This window comes from Pseudomonas sp. 22526 (genome assembly GCF_052044735.1).
GTDB classification, from domain to species: Bacteria; Pseudomonadota; Gammaproteobacteria; order Pseudomonadales; family Pseudomonadaceae; genus Aquipseudomonas; species Aquipseudomonas piscium.
This window is the reverse complement of record NZ_JBQENK010000004.1, coordinates 82,807-102,874: the sequence shown is the minus strand read 5'-3', so window position 1 is coordinate 102,874 and position 20,068 is coordinate 82,807. Positions and strand designations below refer to the sequence as shown.

19 protein-coding genes are annotated in these 20,068 nt (G+C 65.2%); 10 read left to right on the top strand and 9 right to left on the bottom strand.

What is annotated here, in order from left to right; genetic code table 11:
* Nucleotides 1-31 precede the first annotated feature (31 nt).
* Complete coding sequence (locus ACTJKT_RS07375; protein ID WP_106696806.1) at nt 32-472, bottom strand: GlcG/HbpS family heme-binding protein; 441 nt, start codon at nt 470-472, stop codon at nt 32-34.
* Between the two features lie 264 nt (nt 473-736).
* On the opposite strand from ACTJKT_RS07375, the gene gcl reads away from it, so the two are divergent.
* The 8 genes from gcl (at nt 737) to ACTJKT_RS07335 (ending at nt 10,357) form a co-directional block, all read left to right on the top strand.
* Nucleotides 737-2,512, top strand: coding sequence for a glyoxylate carboligase (gene gcl / locus ACTJKT_RS07370; RefSeq protein WP_440786647.1), 1,776 nt, complete (start codon nt 737-739; stop codon nt 2,510-2,512).
* Nucleotides 2,513-2,647: 135 nt separating this feature from the next.
* Nucleotides 2,648-3,430 (top strand): hydroxypyruvate isomerase, encoded by a 783-nt coding sequence (hyi, locus tag ACTJKT_RS07365; protein WP_440786646.1) that lies wholly within the window; start codon nt 2,648-2,650, stop codon nt 3,428-3,430.
* 161 nt (nt 3,431-3,591) lie between these two features.
* On the top strand, nt 3,592-4,482 hold the full coding sequence (locus ACTJKT_RS07360) for a 2-hydroxy-3-oxopropionate reductase (protein ID WP_025805240.1): 891 nt from the start codon (nt 3,592-3,594) through the stop codon (nt 4,480-4,482).
* Between the two features lie 170 nt (nt 4,483-4,652).
* The gene (locus tag ACTJKT_RS07355; RefSeq protein WP_440786645.1) at nt 4,653-5,933 is read left to right on the top strand and encodes a glycerate kinase type-2 family protein; all 1,281 of its coding nucleotides are present in this window, start codon (nt 4,653-4,655) and stop codon (nt 5,931-5,933) included.
* Complete coding sequence (gene pyk / locus ACTJKT_RS07350) at nt 5,923-7,338, top strand: pyruvate kinase (protein WP_440786644.1); 1,416 nt, start codon at nt 5,923-5,925, stop codon at nt 7,336-7,338. The genes ACTJKT_RS07355 and pyk overlap by 11 nt, the downstream gene beginning before the upstream one ends.
* 135 nt (nt 7,339-7,473) lie before the next feature.
* The gene (locus tag ACTJKT_RS07345) at nt 7,474-8,397 is read left to right on the top strand and encodes an urea transporter (protein ID WP_440786643.1); all 924 of its coding nucleotides are present in this window, start codon (nt 7,474-7,476) and stop codon (nt 8,395-8,397) included.
* A gap of 21 nt (nt 8,398-8,418) precedes the next feature.
* Complete coding sequence (locus tag ACTJKT_RS07340; protein WP_440786642.1) at nt 8,419-9,264, top strand: ion transporter; 846 nt, start codon at nt 8,419-8,421, stop codon at nt 9,262-9,264.
* Between the two features lie 94 nt (nt 9,265-9,358).
* The gene (locus ACTJKT_RS07335) at nt 9,359-10,357 is read left to right on the top strand and encodes a sulfate ABC transporter substrate-binding protein (RefSeq protein ID WP_053277987.1); all 999 of its coding nucleotides are present in this window, start codon (nt 9,359-9,361) and stop codon (nt 10,355-10,357) included.
* A 213-nt stretch (nt 10,358-10,570) separates the two neighbouring features.
* Here ACTJKT_RS07335 and ACTJKT_RS07330 read toward each other — a convergent pair whose 3' ends face one another.
* Both ACTJKT_RS07330 and ACTJKT_RS07325 read right to left on the bottom strand, forming a co-directional pair.
* On the bottom strand, nt 10,571-11,020 hold the full coding sequence (locus ACTJKT_RS07330; RefSeq protein WP_440786641.1) for a RidA family protein: 450 nt from the start codon (nt 11,018-11,020) through the stop codon (nt 10,571-10,573).
* A gap of 105 nt (nt 11,021-11,125) precedes the next feature.
* Nucleotides 11,126-11,755 carry a DUF5666 domain-containing protein gene (locus tag ACTJKT_RS07325; protein WP_025805232.1) on the bottom strand — a complete coding sequence of 210 codons (630 nt, stop codon included), beginning with the start codon at nt 11,753-11,755 and terminating at the stop codon, nt 11,126-11,128.
* A gap of 265 nt (nt 11,756-12,020) precedes the next feature.
* Here ACTJKT_RS07325 and ACTJKT_RS07320 point away from each other — a divergent pair, with 265 nt between their 5' ends.
* Together ACTJKT_RS07320 and ACTJKT_RS07315 are read left to right on the top strand one after the other, a co-directional pair.
* A complete protein-coding gene (locus tag ACTJKT_RS07320) occupies nt 12,021-13,229 on the top strand; it encodes an MFS transporter (protein ID WP_440786640.1) in 1,209 nt (402 codons plus the stop codon).
* Between the two features lie 68 nt (nt 13,230-13,297).
* Nucleotides 13,298-14,200, top strand: coding sequence for a LysR family transcriptional regulator (locus tag ACTJKT_RS07315; RefSeq protein WP_440786639.1), 903 nt, complete (start codon nt 13,298-13,300; stop codon nt 14,198-14,200).
* A gap of 19 nt (nt 14,201-14,219) precedes the next feature.
* On the opposite strand, the gene ACTJKT_RS07310 is transcribed toward ACTJKT_RS07315, so the two are convergent.
* The 6 genes from ACTJKT_RS07310 to ACTJKT_RS07285 all read right to left on the bottom strand — a co-directional run bounded on the left by ACTJKT_RS07310 (nt 14,220) and on the right by ACTJKT_RS07285 (nt 20,066).
* Entirely contained in the window at nt 14,220-15,362 is a 1,143-nt protein-coding gene (locus tag ACTJKT_RS07310) for a hypothetical protein (RefSeq protein WP_440786638.1), read from the bottom strand.
* Between the two features lie 100 nt (nt 15,363-15,462).
* The gene (locus ACTJKT_RS07305; RefSeq protein ID WP_440786637.1) at nt 15,463-15,867 is read right to left on the bottom strand and encodes a hypothetical protein; all 405 of its coding nucleotides are present in this window, start codon (nt 15,865-15,867) and stop codon (nt 15,463-15,465) included.
* 11 nt (nt 15,868-15,878) lie between these two features.
* Nucleotides 15,879-17,081 carry a c-type cytochrome biogenesis protein CcmI gene (ccmI, locus tag ACTJKT_RS07300; RefSeq protein ID WP_307950339.1) on the bottom strand — a complete coding sequence of 401 codons (1,203 nt, stop codon included), beginning with the start codon at nt 17,079-17,081 and terminating at the stop codon, nt 15,879-15,881.
* Complete coding sequence (locus ACTJKT_RS07295) at nt 17,078-17,548, bottom strand: cytochrome c-type biogenesis protein (RefSeq protein WP_124319825.1); 471 nt, start codon at nt 17,546-17,548, stop codon at nt 17,078-17,080. The genes ccmI and ACTJKT_RS07295 overlap by 4 nt, the downstream gene beginning before the upstream one ends.
* On the bottom strand, nt 17,545-18,081 hold the full coding sequence (locus tag ACTJKT_RS07290) for a DsbE family thiol:disulfide interchange protein (RefSeq protein WP_009047730.1): 537 nt from the start codon (nt 18,079-18,081) through the stop codon (nt 17,545-17,547). Before ACTJKT_RS07290 ends, ACTJKT_RS07295 begins: the two co-directional genes overlap by 4 nt.
* Nucleotides 18,078-20,066: a heme lyase CcmF/NrfE family subunit gene (locus ACTJKT_RS07285; protein WP_440786636.1), complete on the bottom strand. Its 1,989-nt coding sequence runs from the start codon at nt 20,064-20,066 to the stop codon at nt 18,078-18,080. Before ACTJKT_RS07285 ends, ACTJKT_RS07290 begins: the two co-directional genes overlap by 4 nt.
* Between the last annotated feature and the right edge of the window lie 2 nt (nt 20,067-20,068).

The following is a 20,068-nucleotide window of genomic DNA, read 5'->3' as shown; positions in this document are numbered from 1 at the left end:
CCCGCGATAGCGAATATTCAGACGTTACAGATCACGCACTCACCCCCGCATCCGCCTGCAAGCCCTGCGCCTCGATGGCGCTGATCGCGCATTGCTCGTCGATATCCGAGGTATCGCCGCTGATGCCGATCGCCCCCACCACCGCCCCCTGCTGATCACGAATCAACACCCCACCCGGTGCCGGCACCACGCTGCCCTGCCCCAGGCTGTTGAGCGCGGCAATGAAGGCCGGCCGCTGCTGCGCATCCAGCGCCAGCAGGCGCGAGCCCTTGCCCAGGGCGATCGCGCCCCAGGCCTTGCCGATGGCGATCTGTGGCCGCAGCAGGCTGGCCCCGTCTTCGCGCTGCAAGGTCACCAGGTGCCCGCCAGCATCGAGCACCGCAATGGTCAAGGGTGCCGCGCTGATCTGGCGGCCGAAGGCCAGGGCCTTGCCGGCCAGGCTGACTGCAACGTTCAAGGTTAAAGCGCTCATGGGTGCCGTCCTTATTTTGTTATTGGGAAAAATTGGGGTGTTCCGATAAGAAGATCGATACAACAAATAGAACACAACAAAATTTGTTTTTGTATACAATAATTTTCGCAAACCTCTGCTTCCGACGAAAAGCCGCCTGTTTATCGGCACCGGACGAACGCATCCAAGCGCGAGAGAAAATGGATTGACCTGCGACACTCGCCGTGAATACACTCTGCGCAAAGCCACTTGTATACAATTACAAAACGTAAGAGGCACAAAACCATGAGCAAAATGAGAGCAATCGAAGCCGCCGTTCTGGTGATGCGCCGTGAAGGGGTCGATACCGCTTTCGGCATCCCGGGTGCCGCCATCAACCCGCTGTACTCCGCCCTGCAAAAGGTCGGCGGCATCGATCACGTCCTCGCTCGCCACGTTGAAGGCGCCTCGCACATGGCCGAGGGTTACACCCGCACCAAAGCCGGCAACATCGGCGTGTGCATCGGTACCTCCGGCCCTGCCGGCACCGACATGGTCACCGGCCTGTACAGCGCCTCGGCCGACTCCATCCCGATTCTCTGCATCACCGGCCAGGCCCCGCGTGCCCGTCTGCACAAGGAAGACTTCCAGGCCGTCGACATCACCAGCATCGTCAAGCCGGTGACCAAGTGGGCGACCACCGTCCTCGAGCCGGGCCAGGTGCCCTACGCCTTCCAGAAAGCCTTCTATGAAATGCGCTCCGGCCGCCCCGGCCCGGTGCTGATCGACCTGCCGTTCGACGTGCAGATGGCCGAGATCGAATTCGACATCGACGCCTACCAACCGCTGCCGCTGGCCAAGCCTTCGGCAACCCGGGTCCAGGTCGAAAAGGCCCTGGCCCTGCTGGATCAGGCCGAGCGTCCGTTGCTGGTCGCCGGCGGTGGCATCATCAACGCCGATGCCAGCGAGCTGCTGGTGGAATTCGCCGAACTGACCGGCATCCCGGTCATCCCCACCCTGATGGGTTGGGGCAGCATTCCCGACGATCACCCGCAGATGGTCGGCATGGTCGGCCTGCAAACCTCCCACCGCTACGGCAACGCCACCCTGCTCAAGTCGGACCTGGTCCTGGGTATCGGCAACCGTTGGGCCAACCGCCACACCGGTTCGGTGGACGTCTACACTGAGGGCCGCAAATTCATCCACGTGGACATCGAGCCGACCCAGATCGGCCGGGTGTTCACCCCGGACCTGGGCATCGTCTCCGACGCCAGCTCGGCATTGACCGTGTTCCTCGAAGTCGCTCGCGAATGGCAGGCCGCCGGCAAGCTGAAGAACCGCAGCGCCTGGCTGCAGGATTGCCAGCAGCGCAAGGCGAGCCTGCAACGCAAGACCCACTTCGACAACGTGCCGGTCAAGCCGCAGCGGGTGTATGAAGAGATGAACCAGGTGTTCGGCAAGGACACCTGCTATGTCAGCACCATCGGCCTGTCGCAGATTGCCGGCGCGCAGTTCCTGCACGTGTACAAGCCCCGCCACTGGATCAACTGCGGCCAGGCCGGCCCGCTGGGCTGGACCATTCCGGCAGCGCTGGGGGTGGTCAAGGCCGACCCGAGTCGCAAGGTGGTGGCGCTGTCCGGCGACTATGACTTCCAGTTCATGATCGAAGAGCTGGCCGTGGGCGCGCAGTTCAAGCTGCCGTACATCCACGTGGTGGTGAACAACTCCTACCTGGGCCTGATCCGCCAGGCGCAGCGCGGTTTCGACATGGACTACTGCGTGCAGCTGTCCTTCGACAACCTCAATGCACCGGAACTCAACGGCTATGGCGTGGACCACGTCGCGGTCGCCGAGGGCCTGGGCTGCAAGGCGCTGCGGGTATTCGAGCCGTCGGGCATCCAGCCGGCCCTGCGCCAGGCCCAGGAAATGCTCGAGCAGTTCAAGGTGCCGGTGATCGTCGAGATCATCCTGGAGCGTGTCACCAACATTTCCATGGGCACCGAGATCAACGCGGTCAACGAATTCGAAGACCTGGCGCTGGTCGGCAACGACGCCCCCACCGCGATTTCCCTGCTCGACTGACACCACTGTGTAGCCGCTGCCGAAGGCTGCGATCGCATCCGCAGGATGCGCAAGATCTCAGGATCGTCGAAGGCCTTCAGCCTTATCGCAGCCTGCGGCAGCGGCTACAGGATTGAACCTCTACAGGAGACCACCATGCCGCGTTTTGCCGCCAACCTGTCCATGCTGTTCACCGAACAGGACTTCCTCGCCCGCTTCAAGGCCGCCGCCGAGGCTGGCTTCAGTGGTGTCGAATACCTGTTCCCCTACGAATTCAGCTCCGCCGAGATCAAGGCGCAACTCGACGCCCACGGCCTGACCCAGGTGCTGTTCAACCTTCCTGCGGGCGATTGGGCCAAGGGCGAGCGCGGTATCGCCTGCCTGCCAGACCGGGTCGAAGAGTTCCGTGCCGGGGTCGACCTGGCCATCGCCTACGCCCAGGTGCTGGGCAATACCCAGATCAACTGCCTGGCCGGCATCCGCCCGCAGGGCGTCGACGATGCGACGGTGGAAAAGACCTTTATCGCCAACCTCAAGTACGCCGCCGAAAAACTCCAGGCCGCGGGCATCAAGCTGGTGATGGAAGCGATCAACACCCGCGACATCCCGGGCTTCTACCTGAACAACACGGCCCAGGCCCTGTCGGTTCGCGAGCAGGTCGGCAGTAGCAACCTGTACCTGCAATACGACATCTACCACATGCAAATCATGGAGGGCGACCTGGCCCGGACCCTGTCCGGCCACCTGGACGCGATCAACCATGTCCAACTGGCGGACAACCCGGGGCGTAACGAACCAGGCACCGGCGAGATCAACTACCGCTTCCTGTTCGGACACCTGGACAAGATCGGCTACCAGGGCTGGGTCGGCTGCGAATACAAGCCGCTGACCACCACCGAGGCCGGCCTGGGCTGGCTCAAGAGCCACAACGCAATCTGATCGGCAACCGCGTCATCGTTCATCGCTGTAGGAGCGAGCTTGCTCGCGAAGGTCGTCAACGATGACGCAGGCATCCTGAATGAACACGGCGCCCTGCCATTTTTCGCGAGCAAGCTCGCTCCTACAGAGGGCGTGCTACCTAACAAAAAGAGGATTTTCTCATGGCTAAAATCGGATTCATCGGCACCGGCATCATGGGTCACCCAATGGCCTCCAACCTGCAAAAAGCCGGTCACAGCCTGTTCCTGTCCCAGCACCACGACGCGGCACCGGCCGACCTGGTCGCCGCCGGCGCGGTCGCCCTGGCCAGCCCCAAGGAAGTGGCCCAGGAAGCCGAATTCATCATCGTCATGGTCCCGGATACCCCCCAGGTCGACGACGTACTGTTCCGCGCCGACGGCGTGGCCGCGGGCGTCGGCCCGGGCAAGGTGGTGATCGACATGAGTTCGATCTCACCAACCGCAACCAAGGCCTTCGCCGCCAAAATCAACGAGAAAGGCGCGCAATACCTGGACGCCCCGGTGTCCGGCGGTGAAGTCGGCGCCAAGGCGGCGACCCTGAGCATCATGGTCGGCGGCGACAGCCAGGCCTTCGAGCGCGCCCTGCCGCTGTTCCAGGCCATGGGCAAGAACATCACCCTGGTCGGCGGCAACGGCGACGGCCAGACCGCCAAGGTGGCGAACCAGATCATCGTCGCCCTGAACATCCAGGCGGTGGCCGAGGCCCTGCTGTTCGCCGCGAAAAACGGCGCCGATCCGGCCAAGGTGCGCGAGGCGCTGATGGGCGGCTTCGCCTCCTCGAAGATCCTCGAAGTGCACGGCGAACGCATGATCAAGGGCACCTTCGACCCGGGCTTCCGCATCAGCCTGCACCAGAAGGACCTGAACCTGGCCCTGCAAGGCGCCAAGGAGCTGAACATCAACCTGCCCAACACCGCCAACGCCCAGCAAGTGTTCAGCACCTGCGCGGCCATCGGCGGTAGTAACTGGGACCACTCGGCGCTGATCAAGGGCCTGGAACACATGGCGAACTTCTCGATCCGCGACAAGTAAGAGAGCGCCAGGCAATCCCCTGTAGCCGCTGCCGCAGGCTGCGATAAGGCCGAAGGCCTTCAGCGATCTTGAGATCGTGCGCCCGCTTCGCGGCCGATCGCAGCCTTCGGCAGCGGCTACAGGTTGCGTTACAGCCACACCTCGAACAACAAGAAATCCGGGAGCCCGCCATGCCGGTCGATCCGCAACAATTCCTCCGTGAGCTGTTCGCCACAGCCATCGACGCCGCCCACCCGCAGCACGTCCTCGAAGCCCATTTGCCCAGCGACCGCAGCGGTCGGGTGATCGTCATCGGTGCCGGCAAGGCCGCCGCGGCCATGGCCCAGGTGGTCGAACGCTGCTGGTTGGGTGAAGTCAGCGGGCTGGTGGTCACCCGCTACGGCCACGGCGCCCCCTGCGAAAAAATCGAAGTGGTCGAAGCCGCTCATCCGGTACCCGATGCCGCCGGCCTGGCCGTGGCCAAGCGCGTGCTGGAGCTGGTCAGCGACCTGTCGGAACAGGACCGGGTGATCTTCCTCCTGTCCGGCGGCGGTTCCGCCCTGCTGGCCCTGCCCGCCGCGGGCATCAGCCTGGCGGACAAGCAATCGATCAACAAGGCCCTGCTCAAGTCCGGCGCCAGCATCGGCGAGATGAACTGCGTGCGCAAACACCTCTCGGCGATCAAGGGCGGCCGCCTGGCCAAGGCCTGCTGGCCGGCCACCCTCTACACCTACGCGATTTCCGATGTACCGGGCGACCTGGCCACGGTCATCGCCTCCGGCCCCACCGTGGCCGACCCCAGCACCTCGGCCGAGGCCCTGGCGATCCTCAAGCGTTACGCCATCGAGGTACCGGCGGCGGTACGCAGCTGGCTGCAAAGCCCGGAGTCGGAAACCGTCAAGCCCGGCGACCCGAGCCTGGCCCGCAGTCACTTCCAACTGATCGCCCGGCCGCAGCAGTCGCTGGAGGCCGCCGCGGTGAAAGCCCGCCAGGCCGGTTTCAGCCCGCTGATCCTCGGCGACCTGGAAGGCGAGTCCCGCGAGGTGGCCAAGGTCCATGCCGGCATCGCCCGCCAGGTGGTGCTGCATGGCCAGCCGCTGGCGGCGCCCTGCGTGATCCTGTCCGGTGGTGAAACCACGGTCACCGTGCGCGGCAATGGCCGCGGCGGGCGCAATGCCGAGTTCCTCCTGAGCCTCACCGAAAGCCTCAAGGGCCTGCCCGGCGTCTACGCCCTGGCCGGCGACACCGACGGCATCGACGGCTCCGAAGACAACGCCGGCGCCATCATGACCCCGGACAGCTACGCCCGCGCCGCCGCCCTGGGCCTGAATGCCAGCGACGAGCTGGACAACAACAACGGCTATGGCTACTTCGCGGCCCTGGATGGGTTGATCGTCACCGAACCGACCCGCACCAACGTCAACGACTTCCGCGCCATCCTGATCCTCGAGAGCCCCAAACATGACGCCTGACAAAAAGGTCAAAATCCTCGCCACCCTCGGCCCGGCCATCGACAGCATCGACGATATCCGCGAGCTGGTGCAGGCCGGGGTGAACATCTTTCGCCTCAACTTCAGCCATGGCGACCACGCCGATCACGCCCAGCGTTACCAGTGGATCCGCGAAGTCGAAAAGCAGCTGAACTACCCGCTGGGCATCCTGATGGACCTGCAGGGCCCGAAACTGCGGGTCGGCAAGTTCGCCGAAGGCAAGGTCCAGCTGCACCGCGGCCAGGCCCTGCGCCTGGACCTGGACAGCACCCCGGGCGACCAGCGCCGGGTCAACCTGCCCCACCCGGAAATCCTCAAAGCCCTGGAGCCGGGCATGGACCTGCTGCTGGACGATGGCAAGCTGCGCCTGCGGGTCACCGCCAAGCACGCCGATGCCATCGACACCACAGTGCTCAACGGTGGCGAGCTGTCGGACCGCAAGGGCGTCAACGTCCCGCAGGCGGTGCTCGACCTCAGCCCGCTGACCGCCAAGGACCGCCGCGACCTGGAGTTCGGCCTGGAACTGGGGGTGGACTGGGTCGCCCTGTCGTTCGTGCAGCGCCCCGAGGACATTCGCGAAGCCCGCGCGCTGATCGGCGACAAGGCGTTCCTGATGGCCAAGATCGAAAAACCCTCGGCAGTCACTCAACTGCGCGAGATCGCCGAATTGAGCGACGCGATCATGGTGGCCCGTGGCGACCTGGGGGTGGAAGTGCCCGCCGAAAGCGTGCCGCAGATCCAGAAGGACATCATCGGCACCTGCCGCCAGTTGGGTAAGCCGGTGGTGGTGGCCACGCAGATGCTCGAATCCATGCGCTTCTCCCCCGCCCCGACCCGGGCCGAGGTCACGGACGTGGCCAACGCGGTGGCCGAAGGCGCCGACGCGGTGATGCTCTCGGCGGAAACCGCCTCCGGCGAATACCCGCTGGAGGCGGTGCAGATGATGAGCAAGATCATCCGCCAGGTGGAAAGCGGCCCCGACTACCAGACCCAGCTCGACGTCAGCCGGCCCCAGGCCGAAGCCACGGTGTCCGATGCCATCAGCTGCGCGATCCGGCGCATCAGCAGCATCCTGCCGGTGGCGGTGCTGGTGAACTACAGCGAGTCCGGCAGCTCCAGCCTGCGCGCGGCCCGGGAACGGCCGAGGGTGCCGATCCTCAACCTGACGCCGAACCTGTCCACCGCGCGCCGCCTCACCGTGGCCTGGGGCGTGCATTCGGTGGTCAACGACCGCCTGCGCCAGGTCGACGAGGTCTGCTCCACCGCCCTGGAAATCGCCCAGGCGCAAGGCATGGCCAAACGCGGCGACACCCTGTTGATCACCGCTGGCGTGCCGTTCGGCCAGCCGGGCTCGACCAACTCGCTGCGCATCGAAACCCTGATCTGAGCCTGATCTTAACCCTGCCTGTAGCCGCTGCCGAAGGCTGCGATCGACCGCAAAGCGGGCGTGCACTTCGATATCGCGGAAGGTTCTTCGAACCTTTTCGCAGCCTGCGGCAGCGGCTACAGGAATCGACCTTCCATGCCTTCAGAACACTTCAACGCCCACTGCCCCGACTGGGCCACCGCCCTGCTCAACGGCTTCAGTCAGATCTTCCTCCAGCGCCATCCGTTGTGCGGCCTGCTGTGCATGCTGGCCATCCTGCTGACCGCTCCGGCACTGCTCGGCGGCGCGCTGCTGGGCGGCGTGGCCGGGCTGCTTACCGCGCAGCGCCGGGGCTATGCCAAGGCCGACCGGCAAGCCGGGCTGTTCAGCTACAACGGGGTCTTGCTCGGCCTGCTCCTGAGCCTGCGCTTCGACTGGTCGGTGCTGCTGCCACCGCTGATCATCGCCTGCGGCGGCGTCAGTGCGATCCTCACCCAGCAATGGCTCAAACGCGCCCGCACCCCATATTGCCTACCGGCCTACACCGCGCCCTTCGTCGGCCTCGGCTGGTTGCTGCTGGGCCTGGCCACACCGCTGCCCGCCAGTGTCGAAGCGCCCTGGGCCGAACCCGATGCGCCGGCGCTGCTGCTGGCACTGATCCAGGGGCTCGGCCAGGTGATGTTCCTCGAGCGTCCGCTGGCCGGGGCATTGATCGCCCTCGGGTTGTTACTGGCCGATCGCCGGGCGGCCGCCTGGGCGCTGTTCGGTTCGGCGGCGGGCCTGGGCTTCGCCCTGCTGCAACAGGAACAGGCCGGCGCCCTGCTGGGCCTTGGCGGCTACAACAGCGCCCTGGTGGCCCTGGCCCTGAGCCAGGACCGCCGCCGATCCTGGCTGGCGCTACCGGGAATGGCCATGGCGCTGCTGCTCGCCCCGGGCTTCGCCGCGTTGGGCCTGCCCGCCCTCACCGCGCCCTTTATCCTCGCCTGCTGGCTGGTCCGCGCGGCAACCCGAGTGCTGCGCCAGGCCGCCGTGGACAGCACGCCTTGCGTTACCAAGGCCAATCCCCCTAGGCTTCGCTGACCTCAGATTCAGGCGAACAACATGGACAGCACCACGGACACCGACAAGCACTGGCGCGAGCGCCTCTACGTCATGATTTTCCAGACCGACACCGTGGCCGGTCGGCGCTTCGACAGCATCCTGTTGCTGATCATCCTCGCCAGCCTGGTGATCGTGATCCTCGACAGCATCGACGAGGTGCATCAGAACTACGCCAATGTGCTGGCCTATATCGAATGGGGTTTTACCCTGATCTTCGCCATCGAATACGGCCTGCGCCTGTATTGCTCGCCCAAGCCGCTGCGTTACGCCTTCAGTTTCTACGGGCTGGTGGACCTGCTGGCCATAGTGCCGGGGATCCTCGCCCTGTATTACAGCGACGCCCAGTACCTGCTGATCATCCGGGTGATCCGCATGCTGCGCATCTTCCGCGTGCTCAAGCTCAGCCCCTACCTCAAGCAGGCCCACTACCTGCTCGACGCCTTGCGCGGCAGCAAGCAGAAAATCCTGGTGTTCCTGCTCAGCGTCTGCACCCTGGTGACGGTGTTCGGCACCCTGATGTATGTGGTCGAAGGCCCGGAACACGGCTTCACCAGCATTCCCAAGGGTATCTATTGGGCCATCGTCACCCTGACCACCGTCGGCTACGGCGACATAGTGCCCAAGACCGTGATCGGCCAGATCATTTCGTCGATGGTGATGATCACCGGTTACTCGATCATCGCCGTGCCCACCGGGATCTTCACCGCGGAACTGGCCAACGCCCTGCGCGGCGAACAGCTCAAGCACGACTGCCCGGTGTGCCGTAAAGACAACCATGAACACGGCGCCGCGTTCTGCTCGCGGTGCGGCAATGCGCTGTTCCTGAAAGTGGTCCAGGGAAACTGAATAAGCAAAGCACTTTTTAATCTTTAAAGAGATATACCGCCCCGGCTATAGTCGGCGGCAAATTGCCTTCACTCTCTAATAAAAGGAATGTGCAGTGAAAAAACTCGTTAGCGCCTCTCTCCTGGCCGCCGGCCTGGCACTGGGCAGCGTCGCCCAGGCCGCCCCGACCCTGCTCAACGTTTCCTACGACGTGATGCGAGACTTCTACAAGGACTACAACAGCGCCTTCCAGAAGCACTGGCAGGCCGAGCACAACGAGAACATCACCCTGCAGATGTCCTTCGGCGGCTCCAGCAAACAGGCGCGCTCGGTGATCGACGGCCTGCCGGCCGACGTCATCACCATGAACATGGCCACCGACATCAACGCCCTGGCGGACAACGGCAAGCTGGTGCCGGACAACTGGGTGACCCGCCTGCCGAACAACAGCGCGCCCTTCACCTCGGCCACTGTGTTCATCGTGCGCAAGGGCAACCCCAAGGCCCTGAAAGACTGGCCGGACCTGCTCAAGGATGGCGTGCAAGTGATTGTGCCGAACCCCAAGACTTCGGGTAACGGCCGCTACACCTACCTGTCGGCCTGGGGTTATGTGCTGAAGAACGGTGGCGACGAGAACAAGGCCAAGGACTTCGTCGGCAAGCTGTTCAAGCAGGCACCTGTGCTCGACACCGGCGGCCGCGCCGCGACCACCACCTTCATGACCAACCAGATCGGCGACGTACTGGTGACCTTCGAGAACGAAGCGGAAATGATCGCCCGCGAATTCGGCCGCGATCAGTTCGAAGTCATCTACCCGAGCGTTTCCGCCGAAGCCGAGCCGCCGGTGTCGGTGGTGGACAAGGTGGTCGACAAGAAAGGCTCGCGCGCCGCGGCCGAGGAATACCTGAAGTACCTGTGGTCGCCGGAAGGCCAGGAAATCGCCGCCAACAACTACCTGCGCCCACGGGACCCGAAAGTCCTGGCCAAGTACACCGATCGCTTCCCGAAAGTCGACTTCCTGTCGGTGGAAAAAACCTTCGGCGACTGGCGCACCGTGCAGAAGACCCACTTCAACGATGGCGGGATCTTCGACCAGATCTACGGCGGGAAATAATTACCCGGATATAAAAAACGACCTTCGGGTTAATGCCCGTCAATCGAGAAGCAGAAAATTGTAGGAGCGAGGCTTGCCCGCGATGGACTTGAGAGCACTGCGCTTACCCAGTAAGTGCGCGTTATCGTTAACCACCATCGCGAGCAAGCTTCGCTCCTACAGAACATCACCCTCGCTCGACTGAGGGGTATTGACTCTCGGGTCGCCTGGGATCTAAAGCCCGGCGGCGGCTTCGAACAGCACCGCCTTCCCCGCCTGCCGCAGCTCCGGCAACATCGCCTCCGCCTCGACCTCGATCAGCCACTCGGGCAGGGACAGGCCGCTGACGATGATCCACGAGGACGCTGGCGGCTGCTGGGGGAAACGCTGCAACAGCACCTGGCTGATCTGTTCCTGCTGCTCGCGAGCCGCTTCGGCGATGTAGATCCGCAGCATGACCACGTGGCTCAGGTCGCCGCCCGCCGCCGCCAGGACCCGGGTGATATTGTCGAAGCTCTGCTCGGTCTGCTCCCGCAACCCCGGGCCGACGCAGACCTCGCGCTCATCGACACCCACCTGGCCGGACAGCAGCAGGCGCCGCCCACCGCGCACCTCCACGGCCTGGCTGAAACCGTATTGCAGGGAATTGAAGACACTGGGCGGATTGAAGACTGATTTATGCATGGGAACTCCGCTGCGATAGACGACCGCAAACCCTAAACCAAGCCCCTGCCCAAGGCCATCCGAAACCAGGCCGTTGAAACACCTGGCAACGTAACAGCCGGCCAGCTACATCGGCGGCGTCACCCCATCCTTGCCGGCGGAAATCGACTGCGCGGTGAGGGTGCCATCCGCGCTCTGGGACACGAACATCACCACCTTGACCCCAGCCTTGAGCAGGCTGCGGTCGCCCGGCACCAGATTGACGATGGGCACGTCGTCCGGCACCAGGATCTTCTGCTGGCCGCCCTTGTAGTTGACGGTCAGGGTCCGGCCGTTGCTCACCACCAAGTCGCCGACGCTGCCGTTGGTCATGCTGCTGCCCTTGACCAGGTCGAAGGGCCGATGACCGTCGCCGGTGCCGGCCATCTGCGGTGGAAACACATGGACCTCCAGCGCCTTGAGGCTGCCATCGGCCTGGGGTACGGCGGCCGAACCTATGTAGCTGCCGGGCTTGATGTCCTCGATATTGGCCAGGGTCACGGCGCGGACCTGGGTCTGTGGCGTGAGGTTGATGGTGACGTTCTCGCCGCTGTTGACGTGCACTCGCACCGCGTCGCCGGCGATGCTGGTGATTTCCCCGCGCACGCCGATACGCATGCCCGGCGCGTCCTGGGCCTGGGCCGGGCCGGCCAGCAGCAGTGCGCCGAGGGTGATCGCTTGAGCGCCGCCGAGCAGGCGGCGAAGACACAGATTCATGGGACGGGCTTCCTGTGATGAAGGGTGGCACAGACGTCGAAACGAAAGCACTCCAGCGTCCGCGGAACAATAAGCGAGCTATCGAACTGAATGTAAGTAAATGTATCATCGCAGCGCGATGCCGGTCGTCATCTGCCGCTCTGCGCCGGTCTCGCCAGGCATTTATTCCTGCACGGCATGAATGCTATCGCTCGTCAGCTTCTACCGCGTCACGGGCCAGCCCCTTAGCCTCGCCCGCATCCCTTTCGCTGCCACGAGAATCGCCATGACTTCCACCCCCCAGGGGCTGCCTGCCGCCACCACGACCATGACCCGCGGCATGGTGCTGCTGTTCGCCTTCTGCTGCGGCGCCATAGTCGCCAACATCTACTACGCCCAGCCGATCATCGAGCTGATCGCCCCGGACATCGGCCTGAGCAGCACCATGGCCAGCCTGATCGTGTCCCTGACCCAGATCGGCTACGCCCTGGGCCTGTTCTTCCTGGTGCCCCTGGGCGACCTGCTGGAAAACCGCCGGCTGATGATTCTCACCAGCCTGGTGGCCATCGCCAGCCTGCTGGGCGCCGCGTTCACCGAGCAGCCCAACGCCTTTCTGCTGGTCTCGCTGCTGATCGGCTTCAGCTCGGTGTCGGTACAGATCCTGATTCCCCTGGCCGCGCACCTGACGCCGGAGGAGTCCCGTGGCCGGGTGGTCGGCGGCATCATGGGCGGCCTGCTGCTGGGCATCCTGCTGGCGCGTCCGGTGTCCAGCGTAGTAGCCGACCTCTTCGGCTGGCGCGCCATGTTCATTGCCGCCGCCGTGCTGATGGCCGCCATCAGTGTGGTCCTGCTGCTGACCGTGCCCAAGCGCCAGCCCGCCCACAGTGCTACCTACGGCCAGTTGCTGGGTTCGCTGGGCAGCCTGCTGCGCCAGCAACCGGTGCTGCGGCAGCGGGCGTTTTACCAGGCCTGCATGTTCGCCACCTTCAGCCTGTTCTGGACCGCGGTGCCACTGGAGCTGGCGCGCAACCACGGCCTGTCGCAAAGCCAGATCGCCCTGTTCGCCCTGGTCGGGGCCATCGGCGCCATCGCCGCGCCCATCAGCGGGCGCCTGGCGGATGCCGGCCACACACGCGTCGCCTCGTTGCTGGCCATGCTGTTCGCCGCCCTGAGCTTTCTGCCCGCCTTTATCCACCCGGCCTACAGCGTCATCGGCCTGGCGGTGACCGGCGTGGTCCTGGATTTCTGCGTGCAGATGAACATGGTTCTCGGCCAACGCGCGGTCTACGCCCTCGATGCCCATAGCCGCGGCCGCCTCAACGCGCTGTACATGACCAGCATCTTCATCGGCGGCGCCGTCGGCTCGTCGATCGCCAGCGCGGTGTACGAACACGCCGGCTGGCTGGGTATAGTCGGCGTCGGCAGCGCTTTGCCGCTGCTGGCCCTGCTGCGTTTCCTGAGCACCTCGCAGAAGGCCCTGCCCGTTACGGCCTGATGCATCCTGGTCCCCTCGGGTCGCAAAACCGGGGGCCATGCTCGATCGTTCACACACAAGGAGTCTCGATGGACCGACTGGCAGCCATGCAAACCTTCGTTCATGTGGTGGAAAGCGGCTCGTTCTCGGCCGCCGCCCGGCTTCTGGATATCGGCCAGCCGGCCGTATCGAAAACCATCGCCCAGCTGGAGGCGCGGCTGGCGGTACGGCTGTTGCTGCGCTCGACCCGCGGCCTGACGCCCACCGAAGCCGGCATGGCCTTTTTCGAGCGCGCCAGGCGGGCCCTCGAAGAGGCCGACGAAGCCGATCTCGCGGCGCGCGGGGCTGGTTCTGGGCTCAGCGGCACCTTGCGGATCTGCGCCGCGGTGACCTTCGCCCGCCTGCATATCGTGCCGCACCTGGGGACCTTTCTCGATCGCCATCCCGACCTCGATATCGACGTGGTGCTGGATGACCGCAATATCAATCTGGTGGAAGCCGGCATCGACGTCGCCCTGCGCATGGGGCCCTTGAGCGACTCCGGGCTGACCGCACGGCGGATCGGCGAATGCCGGCGCGTGGTGCTGGCCACCCCGGACTACTTCGCCCGCCACGGCGAACCCGCCTGCCCCACCGACCTGGGCAAGCACCAGGCGATCATCTACAGCCTCGGCGGCGGTGCCCACTGGCGCTTCGAACGGGGTGACGAACAGCAGTCGGTGACGGTCCGCGGGCGGATTCGCGTCAGTGCCGCGGAGGGGCTGCGCGAATCGGTGCTGGCCCACCAGGGACTGACCATGGCCTCGCAATGGATGTTCGCTCCCGAGCTGGCCAGCGGCGCGGTGCGCGAGGCGATGCCGGACTGGAGGCTGCCCCGGCAGGAGCTATGGGCGGTGTTTCCCACCGGGCGGCTGAGCAGCGCCAAGGCCCGGGCCTTCGTCGAGTTTGTCCAGCAGCAACTGGCCAGCCCCGGACCAGACGCCCGAGGCTGAGCCGGGGTCCGCAGCGGACTCAGATACGCTCGCGCACCAGCACTTCGACCTTGGCCGTCTCGCCCCACTGGCGCACCCGCTCGATCAGCGCCAGGTCGGTCTCGCCTACCAGGTAGAGGGTTTCGATCGACTGCCTGGCCGCCCACTCGACGAAGCCGCACTGCTCGAAGGTGCTGACAGACGCCAGCTGGAACTCGTTTTCATAGAACCCCGGCGCCACCGCGACCCGGGTGTCCTGGGCGCTGACCTCGGGCAGGAACGGACAGGCCAGGTGCACCACGTCCCACTTCGCCACGCGCCAGTTGCGCAGTGCTTCGTCGAAGCGGCTGCGGGCACCGCGGACAAACCCCAGGCCGTCGATCACCATGCGCCGGTTGACGATCATCCACACCTTGCGTTTGCGCGGGGCCTTGAGCAGCACTTCGCCGGTAACCTTCGAGGCCCGCAGCGCCAGGGCGAACACCAGCAATACCGGAACGAAGTAGCGATAGACCGTCTCGGCGTTGGTGGCGCGGGTCAGCTTGTACAACCTGCGGACCTCAGTGTCGGCCTGCTCAAGGTCGGCAAAACTTGCGTTGAGCCGGTCCTGCCACGCCACCACCGGTTTGCCCGAATAGCCGGAGCGAATCTCCTCCAGGGCCAGGCTCAGCTTGGCCACCGAGAGATCCGTCAGCCCACCCTCAGCGGTTCTACCGAGCGCGGCAAAACGCTGACAGAGCTCATTCACCTGCACCGCGTCAGCAACGCTGTAGAGCGTCGAGGCGGCGCGACAATGCTCCGGCCCCACCAGATCGTCGATCTCGGCCTTGATGCGCTGGCGGATCGAAGCCTCATGCCACTTGGCCAATCGATAGTCGCTCTGGAACCATTCGGTCCTGACGCTCTGGGTCTCGCTGATCAGCGCCAGCGACGCCAGCAGCAGCCAGCCGTAGTCCACCCGCTTCCAGCCGATCTCGCCCAGGGGAAAGACCGAGATGAAGCTCCAGCAGAAGAAGTAGTAGAGAAAGATAAACAGCACCAGCAGGTACACCGGCGCCAGGGACAGGTAGATCAGCTGCGGTACTTCGACGTTGGCGAAGCCATACAGGGCGAGCAGGACAGCGACAACACAGAGCCAGAAGGCCATGGGCGCGAAATAGGGTTTGTTCAGGCTTTTCTTCATCGGGCGCTCGGATGGCGATACTCAGGAACACCCCGGGGTATCGGCCATCCAACCGGCTGCTTGAACCGGACCTGCCCGCAGTCCGCTCAGTGGTAACCGTTTACTGGAACTGGCGCCCCAGCCCCGACGGCACGCCGTGGATATCGGTCTCTTCCCATGGCCCGTCGGGGCTGACGGAGCGGCTCCAGCCGTTGTTCCAGCGGTAGTAGGTGCGCTGGCGGTAGAAGGTGTTGGTCTGGTTATCCAGCACATAGACGCCCAGGCGCGGATCCCAGTGGCTGTTGCCACCCGGTGGCGGCGCGAAGCTCGCGGAAGTGCGCGGCAGCGGCTTGGCCGGCTTGATCGGCGTGGCAGGCTTGCTCGGAGTGCTTGGCGGCGTCGGCTTGGTGCTGGGCTGCGCAGGCGGAATCGGCGGCAGAGTCTCGGGCGGCGCCGGCTCCTGGACCGCACAGGCGCTCAACCCCAGGACCAGTGTTAACAGGGTGATGCGGGCAATGGCGGTCATGGCGGCGTCTCTTATTTATCCGGGCTGTCGATGGTCAGTTGTTGCGGCGCGGTGGTGCTGCTGGCCAAAGGCTTGCTGCGACCGACCCACTCGCCGGCCGTCGGTTGGCCGGCGCGGGAAATGCGCGCAACCAGTTGGACTTCCGGGAAGTTCGACAGTTTCAACTGCGGCATCATCGCGTCGGCATCCCCCAGCTCCACCGTCACCGGCAGGTCGGCCACGGTCAGGCGCTTGGCCGCCAGCGGCGCCGGCGGCCCGGAAGTGGCGCGGGCGAAGATGAACACGCTGTCGCCCGGCTGCACCTTGGCTTTCAGATCGGCGGCCAGGTCGACCCGCACCTTGAGCAGCGCGGCAGCCTTGGGCGCGGGCGCCTGGGCCACTTTGCCGCCGCTGGCCAGCAGCTTCTCGGTCGCCCGGTCGATGCCGCCCTGCAGCGCGGCGCGCGAGTTGTCGTCCGCCGGCAGTTGCGCCAGCAGGCGGTTCCAGTAATCGATGGCCTCTTGATAACGCTCGCCTTCGAAGGCGGCGATCCCCAGCAGGCCAAGGCTGGTGACTTCCTTCGGATCGGCCTTCAGCGCTTCGTCGGTCAGGGCCTGGACCTTGTCCGACCATTGCTTGCCGTCGGCGAAGTACTGCGCCTGCGCCCACTGGCCGAGCAGTTCCGGCTGGCGGCCGGCCAGGGCCACGGTGCGCTCGAAGATCTTCGCCGCGTCCGCCGGGCGGTCCTGGGCCATGTAGGTACGGCCGAGGAAGTACAGGCCCTCGGCGGAATCCGGCTGGGCGGCGACCGCGCGCTCGAGGCGGCGGGTCATCTCTTCCATGGATTGCGGGGCCTGGGCGAATTCACGGGTCAGCTCGACCTTGTCGCTGGCGCCGAAATGCAGGTACAGGCCCAGGCCCAATAGCGGCACCAGCAGCGCCGCCAGCAACGGCAGCGGCTTGCCCAGGCCGGACACCCGGGCCGGTTCCACGCCCTCGGTGTCGGCCAGCAATTCGCGCGCGGCTTCGGCGCGGCCGCTGTCCATCTGCTCGGCGCTGAGCACGCCTTCGGCCTGCTGGCCTTGCAGCTCGGCCACGCGTTCTTGATAAAGCGCCACGTTCAGCGCGGTACGATCCTCTTCACGCTGGGCGCGACGGCCGCGTAGAACCGGGATCAGCAGAAAACTCAGGGCTACCAGGAGCAGCAGGCCTGCGGCGAGCCAGAAATCAATCATTCGCGGTCTTTATCCAACAGTTGGTCGAGGCGCTGACGCTCCTCGGCGGAAAGTGTGCTCGGGCTGTCGCTGCGCTCTACGCGCCGACGCCGGACGATCACGGCGATGATCACCACACCACCCAGCAGCAGGCCGGCGGGGCCGAACCAGAGCAAGGCGGTCTTGCCGGTCAGGGCCGGCTTGTAGCGCACGAAGTCGCCATAGCGGTCGACCATGAAGTCGATGATCTGCTGGTTGTCCTTGCCTTCGCCGAGCATGCGGAAGATCTCCTTGCGCAAGTCCGCGGCGATCGGCGCATTGGAGTCGGCAATGTCCTGGTTCTGGCACTTGGGGCAACGCAGCTCTTTGGTCAGTTCGCGAAAGCGCTCGCGCTCGGCGTCGTTGGCGAACTCATAGGTATCGATCGCCGCGTGGGCCACGCCGGCGATGCAGAGGCCCAGGACGGCCGCGGCCAGCCAGCGCTTCATGGCTTGGCCTCATCGGCCAGGGCCTGATACTTGGCGGCCAGCTTCTCGCGCCACACCGTTTCGTCGATTACCCCGACGTATTTGTCGCGGATGATGCCCTTGGCGTCGATGAAGAAGGTTTCCGGCGCGCCGTACACTCCGAGGTTCAGGCCCAGGGTGCCCTCCTCGTCGCGGATATCCAGTTGGTAAGGGTTGTGGAACTCGGCCAGCCACTTCAGGGCGTCGGCGTTGACGTCCTTGTAGTTGACGCCATAGATGTTCACGCCCTGCTGCGCCAGCTTGTTCAGCACCGGGTGCTCGACCCGGCAGGAAATGCACCAGGTGCCCCAGACGTTGACCAGCGCCGGCTTGCCCAGCAGGTCGGCGCGGGTCAGGGTCTTGTCGCCCTGCACCGACGGCAGGGAGAACTCCGGGAACGGCTTGTCGATCATCGCCGACGGCAGCTCGGCCGGGTCCAGGTACAGCCCGCGGTACAGGAACACCGCCACCAGCAGGAACAGCGCCAGCGGCAACAACATTATCCAGCGTCTCATGCAGTGGCTCCTGTCATGCCCAGGGCTTCGCGCACCCGGGCCTTCACCTTGACCCGATAACGCCGGTCGAGGGCCGCCAGCAGGCCACCGAAACCGGTGAGCAGGCCGCCGAACCAGATCCAGCGCACGAAGGGTTTCACGTGCACCCGCACGGCCCAGGCGCCATTGCCCAGCGGCTCGCCGAGGGCGACGTAGAGGTCACGGGTGAAACCGGCGTCGATCCCGGCCTCGGTCATCACCGAGTTCTGTACCGTGTAGAGGCGTTTTTCCGGGTGCAGCACGGCAACTTCCTTGCCGTCGCGGACCACCCGCACCGTGCCCTTGTCGGAGGTGAAGTTGGGGCCTTCGAAATGCTTGGCGCCCTCGAACACGAAGTGATAACCGGCCAGGTCCATGGACTCGCCCGGCTCCAGGCGCAGGTCGCGCTCGGCGCTGTTCTGGCTCGACAGCACCACGCCCAGGGCGCAGACCGCGATGCCCAGGTGCGCCAGCTGCATCCCCCAGTAGCTGCGGGTCAGGCCCGGCAGGCCCTTGACCAGGCCTTTGTGGCGGGTCTTGTCGAAGATGTCGCGGACCCCGGCGAGCAATACCCAGGCGGCCAGCATGAAGGTCGCCAGCACCGCCCAGTTGAAATCGCCGTAGGCGATACCGGCCACCACCGCCAGTGCGGCGCTGCCCAGCAGCACCGGGGTCAGCATGCTCACCAGCCATTTGACCGGGGTGTCTTTCCAGCGCACCACCACGCCGATCGCCATCACTACCATCAGCAGCGCCATCAGCGGAATGAACAGCGCGTTGAAGTACGGCGGGCCGACCGACAGCTTGGCCCCGGTCAGGGCGTCCAGCACCAGCGGGTACAGGGTGCCCAGCAGGATCATCGAGGCCGCCACCACCAGCACCAGGTTGTTGCCCAGCAGCAGGGTTTCCCGCGACCACAGGTTGAAGCCGACCTGGCTCTTGACCACAGGCGCGCGCAAGGCGAACAGGGTCAGCGAACCGCCGACCACGAACAGCAGGAAAATCAGGATGAACACACCGCGCTCGGGGTCCGAGGCGAAGGCATGGACCGAGGTCAGCACCCCGGAACGCACCAGGAAGGTCCCCAGCAGGCTCAGGGAGAACGCGGCGATGGCCAGCAACACGGTCCAGCTCTTGAACACGCCACGCTTTTCGGTGACCGCCAGCGAGTGGATCAATGCGGTGCCCACCAGCCAGGGCATGAACGAGGCGTTTTCCACCGGATCCCAGAACCACCAGCCACCCCAGCCGAGTTCGTAGTAGGCCCACCAGGAGCCGAGGGTGATACCGATGCCGAGGAATGCCCAGGCGACTATGGTCCAGGGCCGCGACCAGCGCGCCCAGGCCGCGTCCAGGCGCCCACCGAGCAAGGCTGCGATGGCGAAGGCGAAGGCCACGGAGAAACCGACATAGCCCATGTAGAGCATCGGCGGGTGCACGATCAAGCCGATGTCCTGCAGCAGCGGGTTGAGGTCGCGGCCGTCACCAGGCACCTGCGGCAGAATCCGCGCGAAGGGGTTGGAGGTGACGATCAGGAACAGCAGGAAGCCGGTGCTGATCATGCCCATCACCGCCAGCACCCGCGCCAGCATCACTTGCGGCAACTGCCGGGAGAACACCGACACGGCGAAGGTCCAGCCACCGAGAATCAGCGCCCAGAGCAGCAACGAACCCTCGTGGGCGCCCCACACTGCGCTGAACTTGTAGTACCAGGGCAAGGCGCTGTTGGAGTTGCTGGCGACATAGGCCACCGAGAAATCATCGACCATGAAGGCGTAGGTCAGGCAGCCGAAGGCGAAGGTCAGAAAGGCGAACTGGCCCCAGGCCGCGGGCTGCGCCAGGCCCATCCACAGGCGGTCGCCGCGCCAGGCGCCGAGCAGCGGCACCACGGCCTGGACCAGGGCGAAACACAGGGCCAGGATCATCGCCAGATGACCCAGCTCGGGAATGAAGATTGCGGATGTCATCG